Here is a 24,467-nt window from a genome sequence, read left to right as displayed (position 1 = left end):
CAAATATTTATGATGTTAGTGTTGTCGCTAATTAGCTTTGAGTTTTATGCTCAAACCACAGATATTGTTGGAATCATTTTAGACATAGATACCGAAGAGCCACTTCCTGGAACCCGGATTTCTATAGAAGGAACCGGGATTGAAGTCCTCACCGATGCGCAGGGTAAATTTTCCTTTGTCAACCAGGAATTGCCCCTGGGAGAACAAATTTTAGGGGTCCAGCGAACCCATTACGAGTCAAAGCGATATCCTGTGATTATTGAACAGGGACAAATACTCAATCTTGGCGAGTTGTTTCTGGAAGTCGATATCAGTGAAGTCAACCGGCAAATAGGAACCATTTCTTTGTCTGAAGATGAACTCGACGGAGAGGATGCCTCTTCATTCAATATTTCAGGTCTTTTGGCGGCATCTCAGGATACGTATTTACGGGCAGCAGCTTTCGATTTCAGCGCCGCCTTTTTTAATCCGCGAGGTCTGGATAATGCCAGCGGGAAACTCCTGATCAATGGTCTGGAAATGAACAAACAATTCACAGGAAGACCCAACTGGGCCAACTGGGGCGGACTTAATGATGTGCAGCGGAACCGTGTCTTTTCGATGAGTACATCCGCAAGCGATTATACCATAGGAGATGTAGCCGGGGTGGCCAACATAATCATGAGAGCCTCTAAAATGCGAAAAGGCGGCCGTGTGTCCTATGCGAGTTCCAACAGGAGTTACCAGGGCAGGGTCATGGCAAGTTATAATACTGGCCTGATGAATGGCGGGTGGTCTTATTCGCTGCTCTTATCCAGGCGGTTTGGCGAAGAAGGCTTTAGAGAAGGAACCCTGTACGATGCCAATTCCATAGCACTTTCAGTAGAAAAGCGCTTCACTGATAAACACAGTTTAAATTTCACCGGGTTTTATGCGCCCAACCGAAGAGGAATGGGCACCCCAGTCACTCAGGAGGTCGTGGATTTGAAAGGCATTGCATACAACCCAAACTGGGGTCTGTTGAATGGCGTTCAAAGGAATTCCAGAATCCGAAAAACCGAGGAACCTGTTTTGATGCTGAACCATTACTGGGATTTAAGCGACAGGCTTTCGCTCAATACGAATATCGGTTACCAGTTTGGCTTCTCTTCCACAACCAGGATCGATAATGGAGGAACACGGCTTTTTGAAGACCCGGCTACGGGAGAACAGGTTTTCTTAGGAGGAGCCCGAAACCCGTCACCCATTTATTATCAAAACTTGCCGAGTTACTATTTAAGAGATTCCCGGCCATCCCCCTTCGAGTATCAAAGTGCCTACCTGGCTCAAAGAGAATTTCAGGCCGACGGGCAGCTCCCCTGGACTGAACTTTATTTCGCCAATTATTTGAACCAGTCCAGAGGAGGGAATTCTACGTATGCCTTGCAGTCTGATAGGGTAGAGGATAAAATGTTTATGGCTAATTCGATTTTAGATTATAAAGTAAAAGACAATATCACCATCAATGCCCGACTCAACTACAGAAGTCTGGAAAGTGAAAACTTTGCCCAGATGGAAGACCTTCTGGGCGGTGAACGTTTCCTGGATGTCGACTTCTTTGCGGAGGAAACAGACTTACTCTCAGGTTTGGGGTCAGATTTGGCCCAGTCCAACTTAAGAACTCCCAACCGGACGGTGCAGGTGGGAGACCGCTATAAATACAATTACAAAATCGATGCTGCAGTCATGGATGCCTTTGCTCAGGTACAGTTTCAATTTAGAAGACTTGACTTTTATACGGGTCTGAGTTTTGGAAAAACAAGCTATCAGCGCACAGGACTTTATGAGAATGGATTTTTCCCGGGGGACAGGTCTTTCGGGCCTGGAGAAAAACTGGATTTTACAACCTATGCGCTTAAGGCAGGAACAATATACCGATGGTCCGGGCGTCATATATTCACCTTAAATGCAGCCTATTTCCAAAACGCACCAAACCTCAGAAATTCTTACAGCAATGCCAGGCAAAACGGGGATACGGTGGACGGTATCTCAGAAGTGAAAATCCAGTCAGCGGATGTAAGTTATATCTATAAGTCCCCGGTTTTAAGCGCCCGCCTCACAAGCTTTTACACCAGCTTTCAGGATGAAACCAATGTAGGCTTTTATTATACGGAGGAGCTGACAGGCCTGCCCTCAGCCAATAATCAAAACAATGCCTTTGTACAGGAAGTGATGACGGGGATAGACAGGATGCATTACGGGCTTGAATTTGGTGTGGAAGCTCAGGTTTTACCAGGCTTAAAACTCAAAACAGCAGGGTCATTTGGGCAGTATATCTACACTTCCAATCCAGAACTGTATTTGACCAGTCAAAACTTTCCGGATATGCAGCTGAGGTTTGGGGATGGAAAAACAGACATGAAAGGCCTGCGAGTTCCGGGAGGACCAGAGCGTGTGTTTCAGCTGGGATTTGAATACAGAGATCCCAGCTACTGGAATCTTGGCGTGACCCTCAATCACTTTTCACACGCTTTTATAAGTCCAGGCGGCTTATTAAGATCAGATAATTTTGCCCTGGATACCGACGGGATTGTCTATAACGACTACGATGAAGAGCTGGCAGGCGAAATTTTAAAACAAGAGCGGTTTGAGGCGTATTGGCTTGTCAATGTCATTGCCGGAAAGTCCTGGAGAGTTGACCAGTATTATGTAGGATTTTTCGGAGTCATCAATAATATACTCGACCAGGCGTATAAAACCGGAGGCTTTGAGCAATCCAGAACCAGCAATTTTAGAAGTCGATGCGAAGACCTCAGCAGGGAAAACGGAGCATTATTCGGTAACCGCTATTTCTTCGGCTTTGGAACGACTTATTATCTAAGTGCTTATATACGATTTTAAAAAAACTTAAAACTAAAGCGATGTACATTTTAAATCAACACCCGGCCTTCTTTTTCCTCGGTTTAGGGATGCTTTTAGCCTTCAGCTCGTGTGTGGAAGATGATGATTTTAGCGCCCCCGAGTTTGAGCAGACACCACCTCAAATCGAAGGAAATAAAGTGAGTCTTTCTGTTTTAAAAGGCATTTTGGCACAGAATGATAACGGGCCTTACACCTTTGAGGACACTCAGGATTATGTGGAAGCCTATGTGATTTCAAACGATGAATCCGGCAATTTCTTCCGGGAACTCATCGTCCAGGACAAACCGGAAAACCCAACCTATGGCATAGCGGTTCAGGTGGATAAGAATCCGCTTTTTACCAAATATGATTTTGGAAGAAAGGTATACATCAGGCTGGACGGGCTTTCGGTAGGACAACAAGAGGGCAGCGAACCAAGACTGGGCATTGTGGATGGCATCGATATTGGAAGAATCCCGGAAGCACTGGTCGAAGAAGTGATTGTAAGAGATACACTTGTGGCAGATATCATCCCCCTGCAAAGACAGCTTTCAGACCTATCTTTTTCAGAGGTGAATACCTATGTTGAGTTAACCGATGTTCAATTCTCCGGGATTCATTTTTCCGGAAATTCAACACCCACCTACGCCTCAGAAACCACTGATAATTTTGACGGAGAGCGCATTTTAGAAAGCTGCGCAAGTGCTTATAAACTGATTTTTAGCACCAGTACCTTTGCCGATTTTAAGACCCTGAATCTGCCTTCGGGCTCTGGTTCTGTACAGGGCATTTTAACACGGGATTTTCGTGGAGATTTTTTCACGTTTTATATCAACTCCCCGGAAGCTGTGGATATGGCCGGGGAAAGATGCGATCCACTCGTGTTTTCTTGTGGTTTAGCGGCCTCTCCTGCGGCCAGCCCGTTCATCACGGTGGATTTCGAGGATCAAAGAACGAACAGGCCCATCGCTATTCCTGGCTGGACCAATTATATTGAGGCAGGAACTGAAACCTGGGAAGCTTATTCTTCACGACGTGATAGCAGTAACCCTTCGCTGGGTATTTCTGCCAGGGTAAGGTCTGCCAATTCCGGGGATGCTCATACTATTTCCTGGTTGATCACTCCTGAAATTCCTATCGAAACCAATTCAAAAATCACCTTGGAATTCAAAACCTCCAACAGTTTTGCGGATGCCAGTTTTATGGAGGTTCTGTATTCTGTAAATTGGGATGGCACCCAAGAAGGCATTTCCAGAGCAGAGTGGGGTAATGTTCAGGATGCATTTATCGTTTCAGACGAACAGTTTTTTGGGGACTGGGTGAGCTCCGGTCTTGTGGACATGTCCTGTTTTGACGGGAGTGGTCACATCGCTTTCAGATACACAGGCAAAGATACCGAAGATGGCGAGTTTGACGGGGTTTATGAATTAGACGATATCACAATTCATGTGGAGTAAATTTTTTTATTCTGAATTTGCTTCCGTCAGCATCAAAGCTCATCACTACATTTCTTCAGGCTTAATTTTAACTTCATGCGGATGTTCGGATCTAGCTGGCCTGGTTGATATCAGCTTCAATTGAAAAGAGAACTAACCTGAATTCAACAAGAAATATAGCTAAAAAGTAATAATGGACTCAATAAGGTTTTTTCAAAGTCTTGTAAGTAGCCAGTGTTTTTAAAGCATTGATAATTAAAGACATATCTCACACCAAGTTCGCAAAGAAAAAACGAAAAGCCACGAAAATAAGTGATGGTCATCACTATATAAATATGCGTTCTTATTCTTATCAGATAAACCCAGAGCTTCAATTGTCGCTTTTTGACTTCATATTTTGCTACATTTGGAATGTCCTAAAGTAAAATGTCGATAAAGCCTTTAGAAATTGGACTTGAATTATTTTTAGAACCCTATCTCATCCAATGATAAATCTTCACCCGCTCTATTCTAAATTTAAACCAGCATGAAAAAATTTAAACGCTTTTCCTAACATGAAGTGGGATACTAAAACAGCATGGACAACCGGCTTATTAATTTTGTTAGTCCTGACGATGTCCAGGGACATCCAGGCCCAAAAATCTGTTTTCTACTCTTCTGATACAAGCGAAAGTTATGATAGCAAGGAGTTCGGACTAGAGGTTTACAATTTAAACTTCATTAAAAACAACGAGTATTTCAACTTTATAACTGACGGCCTGACCTTGTTAGGTTCACAGGTTCACCCCGAATTGATATACAACAATACCGATAAGACTCAGTTCAGGGCAGGTGTGTTCCTCTTAAAGCATTTTGGAGAAGCCTCTATCGATGTGGCCATACCTACCTTTAGTTTTGTCTATACAACCAAAAATCACCAGTTGATTTTAGGGAATTTTTCTCCCCGGTCCAATCACAATTTAATCGAGCCTTTGATGGCTAGTGAGAAAGTACTGAGTAGTCAGGTCATTGAAACCGGTATTCAGTATAGGTTTAAATCGAAGATTATTGAGACCGAGGTCTGGTTGGATTGGGAAGACTACATAAGAAAATATAGCGAGGTGAGGGAGGTGTTCACCATAGGAGCGGTTTCTAAACTAAAACTCTGGGAGGATGTGTACCTCCCTGTTCAGTATCTATGGCGCCACAGAGGGGGGCAGATCAATAAAAAGTACCGTGACGAAAATAATCTGGCGGGAACCTCAAACATTACAAATGTGTCTGTAGGTCTTGAATACAACGCCTTAAATGCATTAAACAATGGCTTCGTCTTAAATTATCACTTTCTGCAGCACAGCGCGATTTCTTCCCCTCCGGAATATCCTTTTGAGAGCGGAAATGCGCATTACCTGACCTTTAGTTATACGGTAAACGCATACAATTTCTTAGTCGGATACTACAAGGCCAATAAGTTTGTTTCTGCAAAAGGCAACGAAATGTTTCAAACCTATTCCCTGAAAAGCAATATAAATTACTGGAATACTGTTTTGGACAACAGATATATAGATCTGAAAGAGCCGGACAGGAATTTGATTTTTTCCAGGTTTTTTTATGAAAAGCAATTGGCGTCAAATGTGAAACTGGGAATACAGCTGGAAGGCTTTTATCAGCTGAACGATTCTGAAGATCTCCTGGGCATTGAAGAAAATAAAAAACATCAGTTTGATTATTCTTACGGCATATACGTCATTTTTAATGAGGTTTTTAATTTTTAGCAGCAGACTTTATGTATACCGGTTCCTATCAATACACAGGAAGTAAAGTCAGCTCGCTTTTTGACTTCATATTTTGCTACATTTGAAAAATCAATCTCAGTCAGTGAATATTTATAAAAAACTTTTTCAGAATACCTTTATTTATGGAGTAGCCACCGTCATCCCAAGGATGCTTTCGGTGATTCTGGTGCCGCTTTACACAGGAGTTCTGGCCAGCACCTCTTTTGGCGATTATTCGATCATCTTTTCCTATTTCGTCATCTTCAACGTGATTCTCGCCTACGGCATGGAGACCGCTTTTTTCAGGTTTTACAACAAAGAAAGAGAGAAATCACAGGTGGTGCAAACCTCAACCTGGTCTATCATCGCCTCCACTATAGCCTTTGTTATGTTAGCCTATTTGTTCATGCCATCGATTCAAGATTTTACACGGATAAGCGCTCAAAACCTGGAACTGATCATTTGGATTTTAGCCTTAGATGCCCTGGCCATTATCCCCTTTGCCTGGCTGAGAGCCAATACCAAGCCAGTGAAATTCACCATTATAAAAACGCTAAACGTCGCTGTTAATCTGGGCTTAAACGTGTTTTTTCTGTTGTTTCTGAAAGACCTGGCAGAATCGAGCGCCTTCTTTAATTCCATTTATATCCCTGGTTTTGAAGTCAGTTACATCTTCATTTCTCTCCTTATCGCCAGCGCAATAACGCTTCTGCTTCTTACGCCTTTTTATAAACGCATTCAATTTCAATTTGACTGGGGGCTGTGGAAATCCATGATGAAGTATGCGCTCCCGGTTTTAGTTGCGGGCTTGGCTTTTTCTGTCAATGAAGTTGTAGACCGTTTATTCCTGGAACGTATGCTTCCTGAAAATATAGCCAAAGAACAAATTGGGATTTACTCGGCCTGTTACAAACTGGGCATGTTTATGACCCTGTTTGCCACGGCATTTAGACTGGGAATAGAACCTTTCTTCTTTAGTCACGCTTCCAGCAAAAACCCTAAAACGGCTTATGCCATGATTACGAAATACTTTGTGATTATTGGAACCCTTATCCTTCTGTTCGTGATTGTGTTTGTTGACGTTTTTAAAGTGATTTTGATTCAGGATGAAAGTTACTGGGAAGCGATGAAAATTGTACCCATCATTCTTCTGGCCAACTTATTCCTGGGCATTTATCACAACCTTTCCGTGTGGTACAAAGTGACGGATAAGACCCGCTTCGGGGCGTATATCTCGTCCATAGGTGCGGTATTTACAATCGGAATCAACTTGTGGCTCATCCCTGTGATCGGTTATGTAGGCTCAGCCATAGCAACACTGACGGCTTATGGGAGCATGATGCTGATTTCTTTTTTTCTGGGTCAAAAGCATTATCCCATTCCCTATAAATATGGTAAAATGTTAATTTATCTCTGCGTTTCCGTTCTATTTTCTCTAATTTCGTTTTACTATTTCAGAGCAAATTATACCGTGGGCATCACGCTCATTTTAATATTTTGTGCGGGCATAGTTTATAATGAAAAAAAAGAAATGTTCAGGCTTTTAACTAGCAAATAACTTATGAAACCGAGATGATAATTTAAATCATCAAAGCTTACACCAGCCCGACGGAGTCATTCAGACGGCTGTGACCATTAAAAAATAAAATGAACCATGAAAGTAAACCTCATTAACCGCTCGGGATTCGATTTACCTCATTACGAAACCTCACTGTCTGCGGGTGTAGACCTCAAAGCACATATCGATGAACCTATACATCTGGAAAGTCTGGAACGTTGCCTGGTCAAAACAGGCTTGTTTCTGGAACTCCCGGCGGGAGTGGAAGCCCAGGTGAGACCACGAAGTGGCCTGGCTCTCAAAAAGGGAATTACAGTTCTTAACTCGCCAGGTACCATCGACGCCGATTACAGAGGCGAAGTGGGCGTGATTCTCATCAATTTATCCAAAGACACATTCAGCATACAGCCCGGCGACCGCATCGCTCAGCTGGTGTTCGCAACACATGAGCAGGCCGATTTTCAGGTTGTCGAATCCCTGTCTGAAACCCAAAGAGGCGCAGGCGGATTTGGAAGTACAGGAGAAAAATAAGTGACTTGAAATACCAGGAGATGAGCTTGAATTTTATAAAGACTTAAGAATAAAAGATTACCTTAAATAAAAAATCATTCTATGAAAATTATAGTTCCCATGGCCGGAAGAGGCTCAAGATTAAGACCCCATACCCTTACCATCCCCAAACCCCTTATTCCTATTGCTGGAAAACCTATTGTGCAGCGCCTTGTAGAAGGCATCGCTGATGTTCTGGAGGAAGAAATCGACGAAATCGCTTTTATTATTTCTGAAGATTTTGGTGCCGAAATTGAAGAAAAACTGAAAGAAATCGCCAAAGGACTTAAGGCGAAATCGACGATTTATTACCAGGATAAACCACTGGGGACAGGTCATGCCATCATGTGTGCCAAAGAATCTTTACAAGGCCCTGCGGTTATAGCCTATGCAGATACTTTGTTTAAAGCTGATTTCAAACTGGATAAAGAAGCAGATGCAGTGATGTGGGTGAAGCAAGTGGATAATCCTGAAGCCTTTGGAGTGGTGAATCTGAATGGGGACGGTCACATCACCGAACTTGTGGAAAAGCCTGAAGACTTTGTGTCTGACCTGGCTGTGATTGGCATCTATTATTTTAAGGACGTCGCTCAGCTTAAAACTCAGCTGGAAAAAGTCATCGAAGAAAACATCATGCATGGCGGTGAATACCAGATCAACGATGGTATCAAAAAAATGCGGGAACAGGGTGCTGTCTTTAAGCCAGGCCAGGTGGATGAGTGGATGGACTGCGGGAATAAACACGTGACGGTCGAGACCAATTCACGCATGTTGAAATTTATTCACGAAGAGGAGAAAGAACAATTGATTTCGTCTTCGGTAAACATTGAAGATTCTGAAATCATAGAGCCCTGTTTCATCGGGGAACATGTGTTTTTAAAAAACGCTAAAATCGGTCCCAATGTTTCCATAGGGAATGGCACGATTGTCGATAACTCTACTATCAAAAACTCCTTGATTCAGGAGCACTCCGAAATCACCAATGCGAAATTAGATAAAGCCATGATCGGTAATTTTGCTAAATTTAACGGGGAGTTTACCTCTGTAAGTCTTGGAGATTATTCCACTTTAGAATAAAACTATGTCTCACGCGATTCGTCTTTTCTTTGTCTTCTGCCTTGCTGTGGTCTTAAGCAGTCATGCGCAGGACAAAGACAATTTATCCCGGGAGATCAACACCGATGATCTAGGGAATAACACCGACGAATTTCAGGAGATTTTTTTTGAAGCCATAGCACAGCGTGCTGTGGAAAATCCGGAAAAAGCCATAGAAGCACTGGAAAAGTGTCTTAAACTCAAACCTGACAATACAGCGGTTTTTTATGAACTGGCGAAAAATCACCTGGATCTAGAAGCTTACGAAAAGGCGGAGGAATTTCTTAAAAAGACCCTGGAGGATTCGGCGTATCGGGATGACATTTACATCCATAAGCAATTGTTTTATATCTATTCAATGCAGAAAAACTATGAGCAGGCCATAAGCCAGGCTGAATTTATTTCTGAATCCGATCCCGTTTATTTTCAGGAACTGGCCAATCTGTATTTGCTTCAGAAAGACTATCAGGCCGCTTTGGAGGCCTTGGACAAGTTTGATGCGGCAGAGGGCGTCGATGAGTTTCGAGACGATTTCAGAATGATTATCTATAAAGAAGGGTCAATGCTGAACCAGGGCATCGAACTCTTCAAAAAGCGATTTCAAAATTCAAAAGAAGATATCCGGGCCGCTACCCTACTAATGCAGCTTTACAGACTTAAAAATTCTCCGCAAAAAGCCATTAAAGTCGGTAAAGAACTCGAACAGAATTCGGTTAACGATCCGGAACTTTATGTAGAAATGGCGTTGGCTTACCTGGCGAGTGAAAATAGTTTTGAAGCTCAGATTTATAGCAATAAAGTTGTGGAAAGTCTTACCCTGGATGAGAAGGATAAGGTGAAAGTCATCAATGCCTTTAAAGCTTTAGCGCTTAAGGATCCTGAGGCTCAGGACGCTTTCGTCAGCGTTTTGGATTCTGCCTTGTCTTCAGAAAAAAATTCGTCCAGCAAAGCAGAACTGGGACAATTCTATAAATCCAGAGATAAAGGCAAAGCCCTGGAAAATTTCAGGTCTGCGCTGCGCAATAAACCCAACGATTTCATGTTGATTAAAAACATACTTGAGCTGGAGATGGATTTGCAAAATTATACAGAGGCTTTAGCGACAAGTGAAAGCGCTTTGGAACGCTTTCCTTCTCAGGCTTATCTGTACTATACGAAAGGTTTTGCTTTAGGACAGCTGAATAAACACCGGGAAGCGGTTGAAGTTTTAGAAAATGCCTTAGATTACATTTTTGAAGACAAGGCGTTGAAGAAGAACGTATATATGGCCTTAAAAGAATTCCATCTTGCTTTAGGCGAGCAGGATAAAGCGAATGCTTACGGGCAGAAATTAATCATAATATCCAATTGATGTACAGACGGTTTTTGAAGATAAGTTTTGTTTTGGCAGTGCTGATTGCTTTTTCAGGTTGCAAATCCTCTAAAGTGGCAGGCGCAGCCAAAGTGAAATCTGCCCGGGTTGTTTTGAATACCTTCGAAGATAACTTAGCCGAATTTGAAACGGTCACCGGCCGGATAAAAGCAGGATATCTGTCAGGAGAAGATTCGCAGTCCATCAGCATCACCTATAGAATCGAAAAAGACAAGGCCATCTGGATGAGCGCTAAGGTGATGGGCTTGCTGCCGGTCGCCAAAGTTTATATTACGCCAGGTCGATTTCAGTATTACGAAAAGATAAATGGAACGTATTTTGACGGTAATTTCGCACTGGCGGAAGAGTTTCTTGGGGTGGAAGTCGACTTCCAAAACCTGCAAAATTTACTCATTGGCAGACCCATGTATGAACTCAAAAGAAATCAGATGATTTTTGATGATAATGCCTATGTCTTTCTTCAGAATATAAAATCTATCTTAGGCTATTCCGCTATCTTGGATAGTCGACGATTTGATCTGAAATCCCAATCTTTACGAAATGTAAGAAATGAAAGTCTGGAGGTGGAATATTACAGATTTCAGTCTGTCGGCGATAAAAAATTTCCAAGCAAGTTGATTATGACGGCCAAAAAAGATGAGGAAATAGTCCTCATCGATTTGGAATACCGTTCCGTTATGTTTAATAAAGAGCTGAGTTTTCCTTTTTCAATTCCGAGTAATTACGAACGCATAGAATTTTGATGAAATACTTTCAGTACATCCTTTTAGTTGCCGTGCTTGTATCAGGCTTAACTTCACAGGCTCAAACCAGAGCCGAGCTTGAAGCCAAGCGTCAGGCCATTCAGCAGGAAATAGAACAAATCAACAGTATAATAAGAACGGCCGAAACCAAAGGCCGTTCCGCCCTGAATGAGTATGAAGACCTTCAGAGAAGAATAAACGCTACAGAAAAGTTGATACAGGTCAACAACCAGGAAGCCAACTTACTCACCAGAGAAATCAATGCCAACGCCAATAAAATTGACAGGCTAAGAAATGAATTGGAACAGTTGAAGACCGATTATGAGCAGATGATTCAAAAGTCTTACCGGAGCAAATCCAATAAAAGCCGGATTATGTTTTTGTTTTCTTCGGAGTCCTTTTTACAGGCCTACAAAAGGATTCAATACATGAAGCAGTTTGCCCAGTATAGAAAAACTCAGGGACAGGAAGTTATGAAGCAAACCGAAGAGCTTCAGGAACTCAATTCCACCTTGTTTGAACAGCGCAGGGATCAGGAAAAAATCATTGCCGAAAACCGGAACACCAAATCCAAACTAGTAAGTGATAAAAACAACTTAAATCAGTTGCTTGCCAGTATCAATAAAGAAAAGCAAAAGTATACCCGGGAGCTCAAACAAAAGCAGCAGGAAGTGAGTCGAATAGATCGGGAAATCAACCGGTTGATTCGTGAAGCCATTGCCAGGGAAAACAAAAAAAGTGGTTCGGATGCGAAAGCGACCTTCAATCTTACTCCCGAAGCCAAAGCCCTGGCCAAGGATTTTGCACAGAACAAAGGTAAATTGCCATGGCCGGTCAGGTCTGGGGAAGTGTCCATGCGTTTTGGCGAGCGACCACACCCTATTGTAAAAACCATAAAAATCATGAGTAACGGTGTAAGAATAGACACCGAGAAAAACGGGAAGGCCAGAGCTATTTTTGAAGGGGAAGTGAGTCAGGTGAGCAAAATCCCCGGCGCCAATGTCGTGGTTATGGTTCGTCATGGCGATTATTTATCCATCTACAACAATCTGCAAAAAGTCTTTGTGAAATCTGGAGATAAAGTAGCCAGAGGAGAAGAACTTGGCGAGATAGGGATCAATTCTTCCTCGGGAAAAACCACGCTTATTTTTCAGTTATTCAAAAACACCACCAAGCTTAATCCCGAGCAATGGATTTATAAATTGTAGCCGGCAAGCTTAATTCAAATTTTATCTGAACCTAATCATAAGCTTATTGTAAATACCTGATTTTTAACCAAGCATTAACAACAAGAAATGGATTAAATTTTCATTTTGCATCGATTTATAAGAATAGATTATAACACTATAAGAAAATGAACATGGAACAGGATCAAGCTAATGTAGACATTGCCTCCATCAACGAAAAGATAGAACGAGAAAGTGCCTTTGTAGATGTACTCACCAACGAAATGAATAAAGTCATCGTTGGGCAAAAGCACATGGTTGAACGATTATTGATAGGACTTTTAGGTCAGGGTCATATTCTGCTGGAAGGTGTTCCGGGTTTGGCAAAGACACTGGCTATAAACACCTTAGCCAAAGCTGTACAGGGCAGCTTCAGCAGAATTCAGTTTACACCAGATTTACTACCTGCCGATGTCGTGGGAACCATGATTTATAACATGAAGGAGAACAACTTCAGCATAAAAAAAGGACCGATTTTCGCAAATTTTGTGCTGACCGACGAGATCAACCGTGCCCCGGCCAAAGTGCAGTCAGCCTTGCTGGAGGCCATGCAGGAAAAGCAGGTGACCATCGGGGATGAAACCTTTATTCTCGACAGACCATTTTTGGTGATGGCCACCCAAAACCCCGTAGAACAGGAAGGAACTTATCCCTTACCGGAAGCGCAGGTCGACAGATTCATGCTGAAAACGGTCATCGATTACCCCAATCTGCTGGATGAACAGCTGGTGATGAGAGCCAACCTGAACAGTAGTTTTGGAACAGTAAATCCGGTAGTGACGACAGAACAAATCCTACGGGCACAGGAAGCCGTAAGAGAGGTGTATATGGACGAGAAAATCGAGAAGTACATCCTGGATATTATATTTGCAACCCGTTATCCTGAAAAATATAAACTTGCAGAACTCAAGCCTCTTATCAGTTTTGGCGCTTCTCCAAGGGGAAGTATCAATCTGGCTATCGCTGCCAAATGTTATGCGTTTATCAAGCGCAGAGGTTACGTGATTCCGGAAGATGTTCGCGCTGTAGTTTATGATGTACTGAGACACAGGGTCGGTATTACCTATGAAGCTGAAGCAGAAAATATCAAATCTGAAGACCTGATCAGCAAAATCATAAACGAAATAGAGGTTCCTTAACATTTCTTCTGAATCTGTTCAGAACAGGCTTATAAGTTTTTCTAAAGATTGCTTTTGCGATTTACTTCTAAATCGAATGACACGTTTTTACACGCTATGGATACCAAATCACTTTTAAAAAAAGTAAGAAAAATCGAAATCAAAACGCGGCGATTGAGCGATCACGTGTTTGGTGGAGAATACCATTCTACGTTCAAAGGCCGGGGGATGACCTTTAGCGAAGTACGGGCGTATCAGTTTGGTGACGATGTGAGGTCTATAGACTGGAATGTGACAGCCAGGTATAATGAACCCTTCGTTAAAGTCTTTGAAGAAGAGCGGGAACTTACGATGATGCTGCTTGTGGATATTTCAGAATCTACAGCCTTTGGAACTCGTGAAACCTTCAAAAAAGATATCATCACAGAAATAGCGGCTACACTTGCCTTTTCGGCTACTCAGAACAATGACAAGATCGGACTGATGCTGTTTTCAGATCAGATAGAACTTTACATTCCGCCTAAAAAAGGCAGAACGCATGTGCTGAGAATCATAAGAGAATTGATAGAGTTTGAGCCTTCACACAGAACCACAAACCTGGACAAAGCCTTTAGAAATCTCATTGATATGATGAAGAAAAAGGCCATTGTATTTGTGATGTCAGATTTCCTGGCAGACGATTATGAGCATACGCTGAAGATTCTTGGAAAAAAGCACGACGTGACAGGAATCCGGATTTACGATGAACGCGAGGAAGAACTGCCCAATCTGGGCATGGTGCAAATGAAAGATGCGGAAACGGGAAAGGCCATGTGGGTGAACACCTCCAGCGGATCCACGAGAAAAGTCTATACCAAACATTACAGAGACAGAGTCGATTATTTTCAAAGGGCTTTTAAGCTGAGTGGATCAGGATTTCTGAGTACCCGTGTCGATGAGAATTACGTTGTTAAACTACTGGGCTATTTCAAATCCAGATAAATATTTATGAAGAGAAAACAATTGACATTTAGCCATAACTTAATTTCAAAACTAGCTCTGTTTTTGATGGTGTTTTTGGTCTGTGGTGTCGGCCATGCTCAGGAAGTAAGTTTTAGTGCCGATCGAGATAGTATACAGATTGGTGAACAGATTGCATATGAAATCAGGGTGGATGAGGTGAGTAGCGAAGATGTGGTCGTATTCCCAAAAGACCAGACCTTTGTTCCTCTGGAGATGGTGGAAGCCTATAAAATTGACACCTTAAATCCACAAGCCAAAACCTTTCAGCTTACCAAACTTTATAAACTCACTGCCTTCGACTCTGGCTCTTATGCGGTTCCGCCACAACTGGTCAAAATAAACGATAAGGCCTTTTATACCGATACTCTCAAGGTAAGCGTAAAAGATGTAGTCCTGGATACGCTAAACCAAAAGTTATACCCCATCAAACCTTCTTTGGAAGCCGATAAACCTTTTACAGTTCCGTCCTGGTTTTGGTGGACTCTGGCAATCATTGCCCTTTTAGCAGGATTAGCCTATTTCATGTTCAAACTGAAGAAAAAACGAGACGAAGCCAAACGGAGAATTCCTCCTTTTGAACAGGCCATGTTGTCTTTAAAAACCCTGGATAAATCTTCAGCTTTGGAAAACAGGGACTTTAAAGCTTACATCACAGAACTGACCTATATCACCAGACGATATCTTGAGGAAAAACTCGAGATAAGAGCTTTAGAATACACAACCAGCGAACTTGTTTCTGAATTGAAGTTCAGAAAAGAGAAAAAGGAACTTTCGCTGAAAGAAGAGATGATTTCTGACTATGAAAAGATCCTAAAACGGGCAGATCTCGCCAAGTTTGCCAACAGAAGACCAGATTTACTTACCTTAAAGTCGGACAGGAAACAAATTGAAAAGTTCCTGAAAAACGTTCAAAGCGCTATTCCGCAAATCACCGAAATCGAGAAACAGAAAGACGAAGCTTTCCAGAAGGCTTTAGCCAAAAAGAGGAAAAAACAAAAATGGGTGGTTGGAATCCTGCTTGGTGTGATACTGATTGTTGTAACGGCTACGGCAGTTGTAGCCACCAAAGGCTATGAGTACCTAAGAGATAGCCTTGTGGGTAATGCCTCCAAAGAATTGCTGGAAGGGGACTGGATTACAAGTGATTACGGTGTGCCGCCGATAAGTTTAACAACACCGGAAGTTCTGGTAAGAGGAGAGATTGAACTTCCTGAAAGCATGTCGGAAAATGTAACCGATAAAGAGACCTATAGTTTTGGAAGCCTCTATCAGAATTTATACGTTACCTTAAATCAGGTTCGGTTTAAGGAGACTCAGGAGATAGATTTGAATGCAGTTGTAGACAGGATTTATAAGAATTTGGAAGAACGCGGCGCTTATAACATCATCACCAAATCTGAAGATTTCGAAACCCTCGGGGGGGTTCCCGGCAAAAAGGTGTTTGGAAGTTTCTCTATAGAAAATCCGATTACAAAGGAGGACATTAAGAAAGAATACCAGATTCTGAATTTTGGAAAAGGGGGGCTGCAACAGATCATTATTTTCCATGATCAAGATGATGAATATGGAGAGAAAATTGCAAATAGAATAGTAAATGCCGTGGAATTTAAAACGATGCAAGAATGATTTTTGAAAACTTCACCTTTGAAAATCCGGCCTGGTTCTGGCTGTTACTGGCCTTACCACTGGCAGTATTTTGGTATTGGAAGAAACGGCATAAACAAAATGCCACCTTAAAAATATCCAGTACACAGGGATTTACTAAAAGCACACTGGCCCGACTGCGTCCCCTGCTGTTTGTCTTGAAAATGCTGTCCCTTATCCTTCTCATTATTGCCATGGCCAGGCCCAGAACAGTAGATGTTACGACCAAAGTGAAAAAGACAGAAGGTATCGATATCATCATGGCTGTAGATGTTTCTGCCAGTATGCTGGCCAGGGACCTGGAGCCTAACCGCCTGGAAGCGCTTAAAAATGTGGCGAGTAATTTTGTAAACGGAAGACCCAATGACAGAATAGGCCTGGTGGTTTATGCTGGAGAAAGTTATACCAAAACACCGCTGACCAGCGATAAATCTATTGTCTTGAATGCGATTAACGATTTGGAATATTCGCAAACCATAGAAGGAGGGACAGCCATAGGCATGGGTCTGGCTACTTCAGTAAACAAACTGAAAGACAGCAAGGCCGAAAGCAAAGTCATCATCTTACTGACCGATGGTGAGAATAATGCCGGTTTTATAGATCCCATTACCGCGACTCAGCTGGCCACAGAATATGGTATTAAGGCCTATACTATTGGTGTAGGGAGTAACGGTACGGCTTTATCTCCAGTGGGAATTAAGCCCAACGGGCAATTTGAATACAGAAGTATAGAAGTTAAAATTGACGAAGCCTTATTGAAAACCATAGCAGAAAAGACAGGAGGAGAGTATTTTAGGGCGACTAACAATGAAAAATTTCAATCCATTTATGAGGAAATTGATGCCCTGGAAAAAACGGAAATCGAGGAATTCAAATTTTATAATTATGATGAGAAATATAGAATTTTTCTCATCCTGGCAGGGGCCTTATTGTTTTTGGAATTTTTACTGAAACACACACTTTTTAGAAGCTTTGTATAAATGATTTTAGAAGAACAGATATATTTTTGGGGTTTTCTGGTGTTGCCGGTGTTACTGCTTTTGTTTCTAACTTACGCGTACTGGAAAAAGAAGACGCAAAGGAAATTTGCTGAGAACAGGCTGTTCAAAAAACTGGCTCCAGACCAATCCAGGTTTAAATCCAATTTAAAGTTCTTTGTTTTAAGTTTAGCTTTTGCCTTTTTTGTGATAGCACTGGTCAATCCCAAACTGGGAACCAAACTGGAAACGGTTAAACGGGAAGGCGTGGACATTGTTTTCGCTCTGGATGTTTCCAAAAGCATGCTTGCAGAAGATATTGCCCCCAACAGACTGGAAAAGTCCAAGCGTATCATTACAGAAATCATCAACAATCTTGCTGCAGACCGGGTGGGTCTGGTGGGTTACGCCGGAAGTGCCTTTCCGCAGGTGCCGATTACAACCGATTACTCCACGACCAAGACCTTCTTGCAAAGCATGAATACTGAAATGGTCTCAAGCCAGGGGACGGCGATTTCTCAGGCCATTGATCTGGCCACGTCGTATTACAACGACGACGACCAGACCAATAAGGTTTTGATTATTCTTTCTGAAGGAGAAGACCACAGCGATAATGCTATAAGCATGGCAGAACAGGCTGCAGAAGAAGGCATAAGAATATATACCGTTGGCGTGGGAACCGAACGCGGCGGACCTATTCCCATAAAACAGAACGGAAGAATTCTATCGTATCTTAAAAACGATGCCGGAGAAACTGTCATTACCAAAAAAGATGCTGAAACCCTGAGGAAGATTGCAGAAACTGGAAATGGAACCTATGTGGATGGCTCAAGTACGTCTGAGGCTGTTGACGAAATCTTAAAAGAATTGCAAAAAATTGAAAAAACGGAGTTTGAAGCGAAACAATTTGCAGATTTTAAGAGTAAATATCAGTGGTTTTTGGGGTTTGGTATATTTTTGGTACTGTTTGATATCCTCTTACTCGAGCGGAAAACATCCTGGGTAAGACAATTAAATTTATTTAATGAACGCAAGAACGATGAGACTTAAGCTATTTTTTTTAACGCTGATGCTAAGTGTAAATACGGCCTTTATGACTCAGGCTCAAAATTTTACCAATGCTCCCAAAAAGGCAAAAGCCCTTCTGGCAGAATCGCAATCTGAAGACCTTAGTTTTCCTCTGTCTGAAGCCAAAATCAGGAAAGCCAAAGCCATAGATCAAGACAACTCAGACATTAGCTATAACTTTGGTAACCTCTACATCAAAAATAACGAACTGGAGTCGGCCAGACTTCGTCTCGTCGAATCTATAGAAAGTACAGAGGATAAATCCTTAAAGCATAAAAGCTACCACAATTTAGGCAATGTTTTGATGGAGGAAAAACAATATCAAATGGCTGTAGAGGCTTATAAAAACGCCTTAAGAAACGATCCTACCGACGAAGAAACCCGCTATAATCTCGCTTATGCGAAGTCCAAGCTGAAAGACGAAAAAAACGACGACAGCAAGGACGGAGACGACAACAAGGATAAAAATCAGGATAAAAAAGAAGACGAAAACAAGGATAAGGACAAAAAAGATAAAGGCGAAGACGAAGACAAGAAAGAAGGCGATCAGGACAAGGAGCAGGATAAAGAAAAAGGAGATCAGGACGAAAATGAACAGGATCAAAAAGACGATAAGGGCAATAAGGATAAGCAGGAAAAAGAAAAAGAAGGGGAAGGCGATAAAGATAAAAAGCAGCCACAGCAGCCTCAAAATACAAAAGGACAGATTTCTCCTCAGCAGATTCAGCGCTTGCTGGAAGCTATTGAGAATCAGGAAAAAGACATTCAGGAAAAGCTCAATGCTCAAAAAGCAAAGGGACAAAAATCTCAAACAGGAAAAGACTGGTAAAATGAAACAAGTTGTATTTCTATTGCTTTTGGTACTCGGCTGGTCTTCTATTGCACAGGTCAGTTTTACAGCAGAAGCCAGCAGATCCAAGCTCGGCATCAACGAGCGCCTAAAGGTCGAGTTTAAGGTAGATGCCAACGGTGATAATTTTATTCCACCGAGTTTTAACGGATTTACGAAAATAGGGGGTCCCAACCAGTCCATTTCTCAATCCTGGGTAAATGGGAAGAGTACCTTTCAAAAAACCTATACCTATTTTTTTCAACCTGTAAAACGGGGAACATTCACCATTGGCCAGGCCGAGATTACAGTAGATGGGCAGGTGTATAAAACTTCGCCTATCCAGATAGAAGTGACGGCCGCTGTGGATACGCCTAATCAGTCCAGGGCTGTGGCAGAGGCTGAAGACGGCATACATCTCATCGCCGAAGTCAGCGATTCCAACCCCTACCTCAACGAAGGGATTTATGTGGTCTATAAGCTGTTTTTCAGTTCTACCGTAAACATCAGGAACTGGAGACCTCTGGACAATCCAAAGTTTGAAGGATTCTGGAGTCAAAACATCGATATCGATCAACTCGAGCTGAAAGAAGGCGAGTTCGCCGGGCAGCCTTACCGCTATGTCGAGCTTCGTAAAACCGTATTATACCCGCAAAAAACAGGGGAACTCAAAATAGAGCCGTTATCTCTTGCCGTTTCTGTGGAAGTGCCTACCGACAGGAGGGATTTCTTTGGCAGACGTATGTACGATGTGGTGGAAAAAAACTTTTCTGCCAGCACCAAAACCATCGATGTAAACCCTTTACCAGAGGAAGGGAAACCCGAAGGGTTTTCTGGAGCAGTCGGTGAATTCGACTTTCAACTCAAAGCCAGCGAACAGACAGTTGTAGCTCAAACCTCCTTTGAATTAAGTTCAGAAGTCAGTGGGAAAGGGAATTTGAAACTTTTTAATCTGCCAAAAATTCAGACGCCCTCATCCTTTGAAGTCTATGAGCCTGAACGCAGTGAAAATGTGAGGACTTCCAGCCTGGGGATGCGTGGTAGTATCACCGAAAAATATACGGTGATCCCTGAATTTAAAGGGGAGTATGTTATACAACCCACCACCTTTTCGTATTTCAATCCCAGGACCAAGGTTTACGAAACGCTTCAGTCTGAACCTATAAAAATAAGCGTAACACCCAATCCGCAGCGCCAGGAAGAAACCAGTGTCATTTCAGGAACCGATACAGATACGCCCCGAAACCTCATTTCCTCCAAAAATAATTTTAATTACATTAAGTTATCTGCCAACCTGAGAGCAAAAAATCAGACCCAGTTTTTTCAGTCTCCTCTCTACTGGACTTTGTTTTTTATTCCCTTTTTGAGTATTCCCCTGATGTTGATTTTCGGGAAAGTAAAAAACAGAGGTACCGATGAAAATCAGTTGCAGCAAAAAAGAGCCAGCAAGTTAGCTAAGCGCTATTTATCTGAAGCCAAAAGAAATATAGGGGATTCCAAAACCTTTTATGAGTCTTTAGAAAGGGCTTTGCATAATTATATGAAAGCCAGGTTGAAAATACAGACCCTGGACATGCAGAAAGATAAAATACAGGCTTTACTAACCCAAAAAGGAGTTTCACAGGGAACAACTGAGAATTTCCTCAAGATTTTGGAAAGCTGTGAGCTGGCCAGGTATACACCAACAGTAACAGAAGATATGCAGAAGGATTATAAGGAAGCGGCCAGGGTTATTTCTGAAATTGATAAAGAAGTTTAATATGCAACAACCCGTATGCTTATTTTAATCGTCAAAGCTTGGATCCCCCTTCTGTCTTATTCAGTCGGGTGTGACCTAAAAAAATGAACACATGAAATTCTATACGTATTTACTGGTTTTTTTATTCACTTCGCTTGGGTTTTCTCAGGCTGAAGAAACTTTTGAAAAGGCTAATTCTGCATATGCAGATGATCAATTTGAAGAAGCAATTCAGCTTTATAACAGTATTCTGAAAGAAGGTTTGGTGTCCTCTGAAGTTTATTTCAATCTGGGGAACGCTTATTTCAAACAGAATAAGCTGGCCAATGCGATTTACCATTATGAAAAAGCCCTGCAGTATGACCCTGCCGATCCGGAAATAAAAGAAAATCTTGAGATTGCCAGAACACAAACCGTAGACAAGGTAGCAGAGGGGCCTGAGTCGCAGTTCAGTGCTTTCATGTACACTGTAACACACACACTGAAATTAAATACCTGGGCCTGGGTCAGCCTTGTTTTTTCAATCTTATTCGGCGTTTGGATGGTCTTCTACTTTAGATCAGCAAACGCAAAAGGCAAACGTAAAAACTTTTCTTTAGCGCTCATATTTTTAGCCTTTGCCCTTGGAAGTTTACTCTTAGGACGCTTTCAGAGTCAACTTCAGAACGAGCGCTCTTATGCGATTATTTTTGAAAATCAATTGCCTGTGTATGGAGAACCAAATCCAAGGAGTGATGTGAATTTCGAACTCAACGCAGGTACAAAAGTAAAGCTGGGCTCAAGCTTTAGAGACTATACAGAAATTGAACTTTCCGATGGTTCTAAGGGCTGGGTAAAAACGACAGCTTTTAAGGAATTATAAGGGGAATCCGAAGCCTGCTTTATTATTAATCCATATATTTGTTTAATATATGAGATTAAAATTATTTATACTTATTTTTTCGTTTATCAATCTTTTGGTAACTCCTACCCTGCTTACTTTTCAGGGGAACGGAGATATTTCATTTTTTATAAGTCTTAATGAAGAGGAAAATTCAGAAAAAAATAACGTCTCCTTTGGCGAATACCTCTTCGATGAATCGGGTAAAACAATCCATTCTTTAGACTCGTATTATTCCGAATCTTTTGTACGCTATGTCTCCAATTACAAAAGTGTATCTCCAAAAATAGTATCTCCCCCTCCCGATTTTAAAATTGAATCTTAACAGGTATACATTTTCAATTTATTCACAAATCAATGTGCTTTTGTAAAAAAGCACAGTTAACTTATTTTCATGTTTAAACATTTAAACAAAGACATTCCAGCTAGTGTGGTTGTCTTTTTTGTGGCTTTACCTTTGTGTTTAGGTATTGCTTTAGCCAGTGGCGCACCTCTTTTTTCAGGACTTATTGCGGGAATCGTAGGAGGAGTTGTGGTGGGTTCGCTTAGCGGTTCTTCAGTAGGTGTTAGTGGTCCGGCGGCCGGACTCGCCGTTATCGTTCTTGGGGCTATTGCAAGCCTTGGTAAATACGAATACTTTCTCGTAGCAGTTGTCATCGGTGGCGTTTTTCAGATCCTTTTGGGGCTTCTCAAAGCCGGAGTTATAGGCTATTATTTTCCTAGTTCCGTCATTAAAGGAATGCTGGCCGGTATAGGGATCATTATTTTTCTCAAACAGTTTTCGGTGGCCTTTGGATTGCATGATGATTATCGGTTTTTTGATTATAATTTACGGGTCTTGATCGATAATATAATTCTGGGTTGGGACCAGCTTTCCCTGGGGACCTTAAGCATTACCATTCTCAGTATTGCTATCATGGTGCTTTGGTCTAATGTTCTTCAGAAAAAGCATGCCATTTTCAAAATTATTCCAGGACCTTTAGTTGCAGTTGTTGTAGGGGTGCTGTATAAGCTGTTTGTCGATGATACAAGTTTGCTGGGAATATCAGATTCAAATTTGGTAAACGTACCGGTACCGGACAATTTTTCTGATTTTATTGGTCAGTTCACCTTTCCGGATTTTTCAATCCTTGCCTCTAGTCAGGTATGGGTGGTGGGAATGACCATAGCGATAGTAGCCAGTTTAGAAACTTTATTGAGTGTGGAAGCGACAGATAAGCTCGACCCAAGGAAAAGGGTGACACCCACCAACCGAGAGTTACTTGCTCAGGGAACCGGGAATGTGGTTTCAGGTTTCATCGGAGGTTTGCCGGTAACTCAGGTGATTGTGAGAAGTTCTGCAAATATTCAATCGGGCGGACGAACAAAAATGTCAGCCATATTACATGGCTTATGGTTACTGCTTGCAGTGGTTTTTATCCCGGATTTACTCAATCTTATTCCTTTGGCTGTTCTGGCAGGGGTTCTGTTGATCGTTGGATACAAACTGGCAAAGCCTTCCCTTTTCATAAAATCATACAGGTTAGGTAAAGCTCAGTTTGTCCCGTTTATAATCACGGTCGTTGGAATTGTGTTTGGTGACTTACTTATCGGTATTGGACTTGGACTTGCTTCGGGTTTGCTTACAGTTCTGTACAACTCTTTTCGAAATTCACACTTCTTACACATCAAAAGAACGGAAGGAGAAGATAAAAACGATATTATTCATATGACCCTGGCTGAAGAAGTTACCTTCTTTAATAAAGGAGCCATTTTAAAAACCTTCAATGATATTTCCGAAAACACGAACCTTGTGATAGATATCCGAAAAACTAAATATTTGGATTACGATGTTTTGGAAATTCTGGATGACTTTTCTATCAAATCAAAAAATAGAAATATCAATATCACCATCATTTCTGAACTTGGAGCCTTTGAAAACCCCGACACCTTTGATAAATTTTTTAATATCAATTCAAAAAACGATTAATTATGTTTAAGAAGATCATAACTAAACAAGAACAGGAAGCCTTAACCCCAGCCGAGGTTCTTAAAGGCCTGATTGAAGGAAACAAACGATTTACGTCTGATGATTTTCATTCCAGAGATTATAATGCGATGAAGGTGAGTGCAACTGGAGGACAGTACCCCAAAGCCATTGTTTTATCCTGTGTAGATAGCAGGGTGCCGGTAGAAACAGTTCTCGATCAGGGTATAGGGGATATTTTTGTAGCCAGAGTTGCTGGTAATTTTGAAAATACAGATATACTTGGAAGCATGGAATATGCCTGTAAAGTGGCCGGTAGTAAGCTCGTTTTTGTGCTTGGTCACGAAAGCTGTGGAGCGGTAAGTGCAGCCTGTGACGGCGTGGAACTGGGTAATATCACGCATTTATTAGGCAATATCAAACCAGCGGTGCAAGCGGTACAGACGCCCGGTAAAAGAGATTCTTCCAACAAAGATTTTGTGCATAAAGTGGTTGAAAAAAATGTTGAATTAACTATGGACAGGATTAGAGAAAAAAGCCCAATCTTAAGAAGAATGGAAGAATATGGAGAAATTAAAATAGTGGGAGGCGTGTATTCCCTGCATACAGGGGAAGTTGTATTGCTGACTTAAAACCGATTTAATAGGGGTGGT

20 protein-coding genes are annotated in these 24,467 nt (G+C 41.8%); all 20 read left to right on the top strand.

All coding sequences use genetic code 11. The features are described from left to right. Positions 1-9: 9 nt before the first annotated feature. The gene (locus G3567_RS01540; RefSeq protein WP_235923427.1) at positions 10-2,859 is read left to right on the top strand and encodes a TonB-dependent receptor; all 2,850 of its coding nucleotides are present in this window, start codon (positions 10-12) and stop codon (positions 2,857-2,859) included. Between the two features lie 20 nt (positions 2,860-2,879). Beyond that, positions 2,880-4,316 (top strand): DUF5689 domain-containing protein, encoded by a 1,437-nt coding sequence (locus G3567_RS01535; protein WP_164003457.1) that lies wholly within the window; start codon positions 2,880-2,882, stop codon positions 4,314-4,316. A 533-nt stretch (positions 4,317-4,849) separates the two neighbouring features. Then, positions 4,850-6,049: a hypothetical protein gene (locus G3567_RS01530; RefSeq protein WP_164003455.1), complete on the top strand. Its 1,200-nt coding sequence runs from the start codon at positions 4,850-4,852 to the stop codon at positions 6,047-6,049. A gap of 103 nt (positions 6,050-6,152) precedes the next feature. After that, a complete protein-coding gene (locus G3567_RS01525) occupies positions 6,153-7,607 on the top strand; it encodes a lipopolysaccharide biosynthesis protein (RefSeq protein WP_164003453.1) in 1,455 nt (484 codons plus the stop codon). A 96-nt stretch (positions 7,608-7,703) separates the two neighbouring features. Continuing rightward, positions 7,704-8,138, top strand: coding sequence for a dUTP diphosphatase (dut, locus tag G3567_RS01520; RefSeq protein ID WP_164003451.1), 435 nt, complete (start codon positions 7,704-7,706; stop codon positions 8,136-8,138). Between the two features lie 81 nt (positions 8,139-8,219). Continuing rightward, complete coding sequence (locus G3567_RS01515) at positions 8,220-9,233, top strand: sugar phosphate nucleotidyltransferase (protein WP_164003449.1); 1,014 nt, start codon at positions 8,220-8,222, stop codon at positions 9,231-9,233. Positions 9,234-9,237: 4 nt separating this feature from the next. After that, entirely contained in the window at positions 9,238-10,602 is a 1,365-nt protein-coding gene (locus G3567_RS01510) for a tetratricopeptide repeat protein (protein ID WP_164003447.1), read from the top strand. After that, the gene (locus G3567_RS01505) at positions 10,602-11,366 is read left to right on the top strand and encodes a DUF4292 domain-containing protein (RefSeq protein WP_164003445.1); all 765 of its coding nucleotides are present in this window, start codon (positions 10,602-10,604) and stop codon (positions 11,364-11,366) included. The genes G3567_RS01510 and G3567_RS01505 overlap by 1 nt, the downstream gene beginning before the upstream one ends. After that, positions 11,366-12,574: a murein hydrolase activator EnvC family protein gene (locus tag G3567_RS01500; protein ID WP_164003443.1), complete on the top strand. Its 1,209-nt coding sequence runs from the start codon at positions 11,366-11,368 to the stop codon at positions 12,572-12,574. The genes G3567_RS01505 and G3567_RS01500 overlap by 1 nt, the downstream gene beginning before the upstream one ends. A gap of 152 nt (positions 12,575-12,726) precedes the next feature. Next, positions 12,727-13,731, top strand: coding sequence for an AAA family ATPase (locus G3567_RS01495; RefSeq protein WP_164003441.1), 1,005 nt, complete (start codon positions 12,727-12,729; stop codon positions 13,729-13,731). 96 nt (positions 13,732-13,827) lie between these two features. Next, positions 13,828-14,691, top strand: a complete 864-nt coding sequence (locus tag G3567_RS01490) for a DUF58 domain-containing protein (protein ID WP_164003768.1) — start codon at positions 13,828-13,830, stop codon at positions 14,689-14,691. A gap of 66 nt (positions 14,692-14,757) precedes the next feature. Further along, positions 14,758-16,338, top strand: a complete 1,581-nt coding sequence (locus tag G3567_RS01485; protein ID WP_394351389.1) for a hypothetical protein — start codon at positions 14,758-14,760, stop codon at positions 16,336-16,338. Then, on the top strand, positions 16,338-17,336 hold the full coding sequence (locus G3567_RS01480) for a vWA domain-containing protein (protein ID WP_394351388.1): 999 nt from the start codon (positions 16,338-16,340) through the stop codon (positions 17,334-17,336). Before G3567_RS01485 ends, G3567_RS01480 begins: the two co-directional genes overlap by 1 nt. After that, positions 17,337-18,383 carry a VWA domain-containing protein gene (locus G3567_RS01475; protein WP_164003435.1) on the top strand — a complete coding sequence of 349 codons (1,047 nt, stop codon included), beginning with the start codon at positions 17,337-17,339 and terminating at the stop codon, positions 18,381-18,383. It begins immediately after the preceding gene. After that, positions 18,358-19,230, top strand: coding sequence for a tetratricopeptide repeat protein (locus G3567_RS01470; protein ID WP_235923424.1), 873 nt, complete (start codon positions 18,358-18,360; stop codon positions 19,228-19,230). The genes G3567_RS01475 and G3567_RS01470 overlap by 26 nt, the downstream gene beginning before the upstream one ends. 1 nt (position 19,231) lies before the next feature. Next, a complete protein-coding gene (locus G3567_RS01465) occupies positions 19,232-20,989 on the top strand; it encodes a BatD family protein (RefSeq protein WP_205521156.1) in 1,758 nt (585 codons plus the stop codon). Positions 20,990-21,080: 91 nt separating this feature from the next. After that, on the top strand, positions 21,081-21,830 hold the full coding sequence (locus G3567_RS01460; protein WP_164003431.1) for a tetratricopeptide repeat protein: 750 nt from the start codon (positions 21,081-21,083) through the stop codon (positions 21,828-21,830). 49 nt (positions 21,831-21,879) lie between these two features. Further along, entirely contained in the window at positions 21,880-22,173 is a 294-nt protein-coding gene (locus G3567_RS01455; RefSeq protein WP_164003429.1) for a hypothetical protein, read from the top strand. Between the two features lie 69 nt (positions 22,174-22,242). Then, entirely contained in the window at positions 22,243-23,817 is a 1,575-nt protein-coding gene (locus G3567_RS01450) for a SulP family inorganic anion transporter (RefSeq protein WP_164003428.1), read from the top strand. 2 nt (positions 23,818-23,819) lie between these two features. Beyond that, positions 23,820-24,446 carry a carbonic anhydrase family protein gene (locus G3567_RS01445; protein ID WP_164003426.1) on the top strand — a complete coding sequence of 209 codons (627 nt, stop codon included), beginning with the start codon at positions 23,820-23,822 and terminating at the stop codon, positions 24,444-24,446. Positions 24,447-24,467: the final 21 nt, after the last annotated feature.

Source organism: Psychroflexus aurantiacus (assembly GCF_010820555.1).
Lineage (GTDB): Bacteria > Bacteroidota > Bacteroidia > Flavobacteriales > Flavobacteriaceae > Psychroflexus > Psychroflexus aurantiacus.
This window is presented reverse-complemented; position numbering and strand designations above follow the sequence as displayed.

What these genes read in the sequence shown, in the direction of transcription:
- dut (WP_164003451.1), top strand. Translation starts at nt 7,704, where the DNA reads ATGAAAGTAAACCTCATTAACCGCTCGGGATTCGATTTACCTCATTAC.
- G3567_RS01485 (WP_394351389.1), top strand. Translation starts at nt 14,758, where the DNA reads ATGGTGTTTTTGGTCTGTGGTGTCGGCCATGCTCAGGAAGTAAGTTTT.
- G3567_RS01500 (WP_164003443.1), top strand. Translation starts at nt 11,366, where the DNA reads ATGAAATACTTTCAGTACATCCTTTTAGTTGCCGTGCTTGTATCAGGC.
- G3567_RS01540 (WP_235923427.1), top strand. Translation starts at nt 10, where the DNA reads ATGATGTTAGTGTTGTCGCTAATTAGCTTTGAGTTTTATGCTCAAACC.
- G3567_RS01515 (WP_164003449.1), top strand. Translation starts at nt 8,220, where the DNA reads ATGAAAATTATAGTTCCCATGGCCGGAAGAGGCTCAAGATTAAGACCC.
- G3567_RS01470 (WP_235923424.1), top strand. Translation starts at nt 18,358, where the DNA reads ATGAACGCAAGAACGATGAGACTTAAGCTATTTTTTTTAACGCTGATG.
- G3567_RS01530 (WP_164003455.1), top strand. Translation starts at nt 4,850, where the DNA reads ATGAAGTGGGATACTAAAACAGCATGGACAACCGGCTTATTAATTTTG.
- G3567_RS01455 (WP_164003429.1), top strand. Translation starts at nt 21,880, where the DNA reads ATGAGATTAAAATTATTTATACTTATTTTTTCGTTTATCAATCTTTTG.
- G3567_RS01490 (WP_164003768.1), top strand. Translation starts at nt 13,828, where the DNA reads ATGGATACCAAATCACTTTTAAAAAAAGTAAGAAAAATCGAAATCAAA.
- G3567_RS01445 (WP_164003426.1), top strand. Translation starts at nt 23,820, where the DNA reads ATGTTTAAGAAGATCATAACTAAACAAGAACAGGAAGCCTTAACCCCA.
- G3567_RS01465 (WP_205521156.1), top strand. Translation starts at nt 19,232, where the DNA reads ATGAAACAAGTTGTATTTCTATTGCTTTTGGTACTCGGCTGGTCTTCT.
- G3567_RS01460 (WP_164003431.1), top strand. Translation starts at nt 21,081, where the DNA reads ATGAAATTCTATACGTATTTACTGGTTTTTTTATTCACTTCGCTTGGG.
- G3567_RS01450 (WP_164003428.1), top strand. Translation starts at nt 22,243, where the DNA reads ATGTTTAAACATTTAAACAAAGACATTCCAGCTAGTGTGGTTGTCTTT.
- G3567_RS01510 (WP_164003447.1), top strand. Translation starts at nt 9,238, where the DNA reads ATGTCTCACGCGATTCGTCTTTTCTTTGTCTTCTGCCTTGCTGTGGTC.
- G3567_RS01505 (WP_164003445.1), top strand. Translation starts at nt 10,602, where the DNA reads ATGTACAGACGGTTTTTGAAGATAAGTTTTGTTTTGGCAGTGCTGATT.
- G3567_RS01475 (WP_164003435.1), top strand. Translation starts at nt 17,337, where the DNA reads ATGATTTTAGAAGAACAGATATATTTTTGGGGTTTTCTGGTGTTGCCG.
- G3567_RS01535 (WP_164003457.1), top strand. Translation starts at nt 2,880, where the DNA reads ATGTACATTTTAAATCAACACCCGGCCTTCTTTTTCCTCGGTTTAGGG.
- G3567_RS01495 (WP_164003441.1), top strand. Translation starts at nt 12,727, where the DNA reads ATGGAACAGGATCAAGCTAATGTAGACATTGCCTCCATCAACGAAAAG.